Source organism: Rhodococcus sp. P14, from assembly GCF_000256505.1.
Taxonomy (GTDB): Bacteria; Actinomycetota; Actinomycetes; order Mycobacteriales; family Mycobacteriaceae; genus Rhodococcus; species Rhodococcus ruber.
This window is the reverse complement of record NZ_AJFC01000110.1, coordinates 1-3506: the sequence shown is the minus strand read 5'-3', so window position 1 is coordinate 3506 and position 3506 is coordinate 1. Positions and strand designations below refer to the sequence as shown.

Genomic DNA, 3506 nt, shown 5'->3' with positions numbered 1-3506 from the left:
GGCTGCTGCCGCAGCTGCCGACCACCGTCAACGGCAAACTCGACGTCGCCGCCCTGCACGAACTCGACACCGCCCGCGACGACGCCGCCGACGACCGGCCCCTCACCGATGTCGAGGACCTCGTCGTCACCGTCGCCGAGAGCGTGCTCGGTGCCCGGCCCGACATCCACGCCGGGTTCCTCGCCGCCGGCGGCGACTCGCTGTCCGCCGTCGTCCTCGCCGCCCGCCTCGCCGACGCCTTCGGCGTCGACGTGCCCGCCCGCGCGGTGCTGCAGGCCCCCACGCTCGCGGCACTCGCCGCGCACCTGCGCGACGGCGACACCACCCGGATCCCGTTGCGCCGCTACGACGACGACACCCCCACCCCGCTCGCCCCCGCGCAGCAACGGCTGTGGCTGCTCGGCCGCGCCGAACCGCGCAGCGCCGCGTACACCGTGCCCGTCGCGCTGCACCTGAGCGGCGACCTCGACACCGCCGCGCTGGCCGCCGCGGTCGCCGACGTCGCCGACCGGCACGAGGTGCTGCGCACCGCCTACCCCGACGGCGTCGCCACCGTGGTGGATCCGCCTGTGCTCGAGACGGTTCCGGGCACCGACGTGACCGCCGCCGTGACGGAGGTGTTCACCGCGCCGTTCGACCTCACCGCCGAGGCGCCGCTGCGGATCCGGCTGATCGACCTCGGCGCCGGCGAACGGGTGCTCGCCGCGGCCGTGCACCACATCGCGTTCGACGGCGGCTCGGTCGCGTCGCTGCTGACCGACCTGCAGCACGCCTACGCGGCCCGCGTCGCCGGCGCCGCCCCGATCTGGTGGCCGCTGCCCGTCCGCTACCGCGACTACGCCCGCTGGCACCACGACCTGCTCGGCGACCCCGCCGACCCGGACAGCCTCGCCGCCCGCCAACTCGACCACTGGGCAACGACTCTCGCGGGCCTGCCCGACACGCCGCTGCCGCTGCCCACCGACCGGCCCCGGCCCGCGCGGCCCAGCCACGTCGGCGGCGCCGTCACCGCCCACCTCGACGCCGCCACCCACCGCCGCGTGCGCGACGTCGCGCGCGCCCACGACGCCACCGGGTTCATGGTGCTGCACGCCGTGCTCGCCGCGCTGCTCGCCCGCCGCAGCGGCCGCGCCGACATCGCCGTCGGCACCGCCGTCGCCGGACGCGCCGACCCGCGCCTGCACGCCCTCGTCGGCATGTTCGTCGGCACCCTCACCCTGCGCACCACCGTCGACGGCACCGAGCCGTTCGCGGACCTGCTGCGCCGCGTCCGCACCACCGACCTCGACGCCCTCGCCCACGCGGACGTCCCGTTCGATCAGGTCGTCGCGCGGGTCGCGCCGGCCCGCGGCACCCACCACCCGCTGTTCCAGGTGCTGCTCGCCCACCGCACCGTGCCCGCAGGCGAGGACCTGCCGCAGCTGCCCGGGCTGCGCGTGCGCGAATTCGACGCCGGCGCCCCGGCCGCCCAGTTCGACCTCACCGTCGACGTCACCGACCGCGGCGACGACGGCGTCGACGTGCGTCTCGTGTACGCCACCGACCTGTTCGACGCCGGCACCGCCGAGGCGCTGCTGGACGAGTACCTCGCGCTGCTCGGCGCCGCGCTCGACGACCCCGCCGTCGCCGTCGGCGATCTCGCCGTCCCCGCCCCCGCACCGCTGACCGCGCCCGCCGCGCCGCCGCGGACGCTGCCGCAGATCCTCGCCGCCACCGTCCGCGCCCACCCCGGCGCCATCGCCGTGCGCGCCGGAACCGTCGCCTGGACCTACGCCGGGCTCGACGCCCGCGCCGCCTCCGTCGCCGCACGGCTGCGCGCCCGCGGCGTGACCGGCGTGGTCGCGGTGGCCGTGCCGCGCGGGGAGTACTGGCCGCTCGCGGTGTGGGCCGTCGCGAAGGCCGGTGCGGCGTGGGTGTCCGTCGACCCGGCGCAGCCGCCCGCCCGCGTCGCGACCGTGCTGCGCGACAGCGGCGCCACCGTCGGCCTGACCGTGCCGGGCGTGGCCCCGGCGGGGGAGGGCATCGACTGGCTGGACCTGACCGCCGGCGAGTCCGAAGACGATGCCCCGGATGTCGCCGCCGAGCCGCACCCCGACGACACCGCGTACCTGATCTACACCTCCGGCAGCACCGGCGCCCCCAAGGGCGTCGCCGTGCCGCACCGCGGCCTCACCGCCGTCGCCGACGCGCACGTCCTCGGCATCACGCCCGGCAGCCGGGTGCTGCAGGCCGCGTCGCACACCTTCGACGCGGCGGTGTTCGAACTGCTCACCGCCCACGCGCACGGCGCGACCCTCGTCGTCGCCCCCGACCACGTGTATGCCGGTGGGGCGCTGCAGGAGCTGATCGCCGCCGAGCACGTCACCCACGTCGTCGCCACCCCCTCCGTGCTGGCCACCCTCGACCCGGACGCGCTGCCGCGCCCGGTCACCGTGCTGTCCGAGGGCGAGGCGCTCACCGCGCCCGTCGTCGAACGCTGGCAGCGGCACCGGCTGCTCAACGGGTACGGGCCCACCGAGTTCACGATCGCCGTGTCGTTCGGCGGCCCGTTCGCCCCCGGCGCCCGGCCCACCGCCGGGACCGTCGTCGCCGGCGCCACCGCCCACGTCCTCGACGCGCGCCTGCACCCCGTCCCGGCCGGGGTGATCGGGGAGCTGTACGTGACCGGGCCGAGCCTGGCCCGCGGCTACCACCGCCGAAGCGGGCTCACCGCAACACGATTCGTCACCGACCCGTACGGCGCGCCGGGCGGGCGGCTGTACCGCACCGGCGACCTCGCCCGCGTCACCGCCGCCGGCGAACTCGACGTCGTCGGCCGCGTCGACGAGCAGATCCAGCTGCACGGCATCCGCGTCGAACCCGCCGAGATCGACGCCGTGCTCACCGCCGCCGACGACGTCGACGCCGCCGTCACCGTCGCCGTGCCCGGCCCCACGGGCGAGACCGTCCTCGTCTCCTACGTGCAGGGCGGGGCCGACGCCGCCGCGCTGCGGTCCCACGCGGCCGCGCAGCTGCCGCGGCCGCTGCGGCCCGCCGCGATCACCGTCGTCGACGCGCTGCCGCTGCTGCCGTCCGGCAAGGTCGACCGCGCCGCGCTGCCCCGACCCGACTTCGGCGTCCCCGCACACGGTTTCGTGCCGCCCGCCGGCCCGACGGCCGAAGTGGTCGCCGAGGTGTTCGCCCGGCACCTCGACCGGCCCGTGTCCGCCGACCTGGGGTTCTTCGATCTCGGCGGCACGTCGCTCGGCGCCGTCGCCGTCGCCGCCGACCTGCGGGCCGCGCTCGACCGCGACGTCCCGCTCGACTGGCTGCTCACCGCGCCGACCGTCGCCGACCTCGCCGACCGGATCGACCACGGCGGCGACGACACCGACCCGCTCGCCACCCTGGTGCCGCTCGCGGGACGCCCCGACGGCACCCCGCTGTTCTGCGTCCACCCGATCAGCGGAATGTCGTGGTGCTACACGGGACTCGCGCCGCACCTGCCCGGAGTCGCGCTGTACGGG

1 protein-coding gene is annotated in these 3506 nt (G+C 77.3%); it reads left to right on the top strand.

Translation table 11 applies throughout. The features are described 5' to 3' along the window. The coding region (locus OEY_RS28165; RefSeq protein ID WP_043804838.1) for a non-ribosomal peptide synthetase at positions 1–3506 on the top strand (3506 nt) is incomplete at both ends.